The organism is Haloferax sp. Atlit-6N (assembly GCF_003383195.1).
Lineage (GTDB): Archaea > Halobacteriota > Halobacteria > Halobacteriales > Haloferacaceae > Haloferax > Haloferax gibbonsii.
Window position 1 is genome coordinate 1 of the sequence record NZ_QEQJ01000345.1, and the last position, 453, is coordinate 453.

Here is a 453-nt window from a genome sequence, read left to right on the forward strand (position 1 = left end):
GGGTGATCGCCGTCGGCGACGGCCCGCACGACATCCCTCTGTTCGAGCGTGCCGGGTTCTCGATCGCGATGGATCCGGGAGCAGCAGTTCGCGACGTCCCCGACATCGCCACGGACGAGCAGAACTTCTTCGAGATCGTTCCGCACCTCGAAGCGCGAGGCGTACTGGACGTCGAGGGCGTGCAGAGACACGCCGACGGGCCGGTCGACCTTACGGTTGACTGACCCGGTAGCGGCGACGCTGTCGGGGAAGAGAGGAGAGCGCTCTGAGAGAGCAAAAGCGCGTCGAGTAGAGCGACGGACTGTGACCGTTGCAGTCGCTTACAGTCGGTCGAGAATCCGCTCGGCCGTGCTCGACGACGACGTACTCGTCGCGTTCGCGCTCGCCTCGTCGTCCTCGTTCCACGTCGTCTCGGGGCGACTCTGTAGGATGTAGAACCGCTTGTCGTCGCCG

At 65.1% G+C, this 453-nt stretch carries 1 protein-coding gene; it reads left to right on the plus strand.

Annotated features, from left to right (window positions below):
• A partial coding sequence (locus DEQ92_RS22670; RefSeq protein WP_158547668.1) for an HAD hydrolase family protein occupies positions 1 to 224 on the plus strand: 224 nt, incomplete at its 5' end.
• Positions 225 to 453 lie beyond the last annotated feature (229 nt).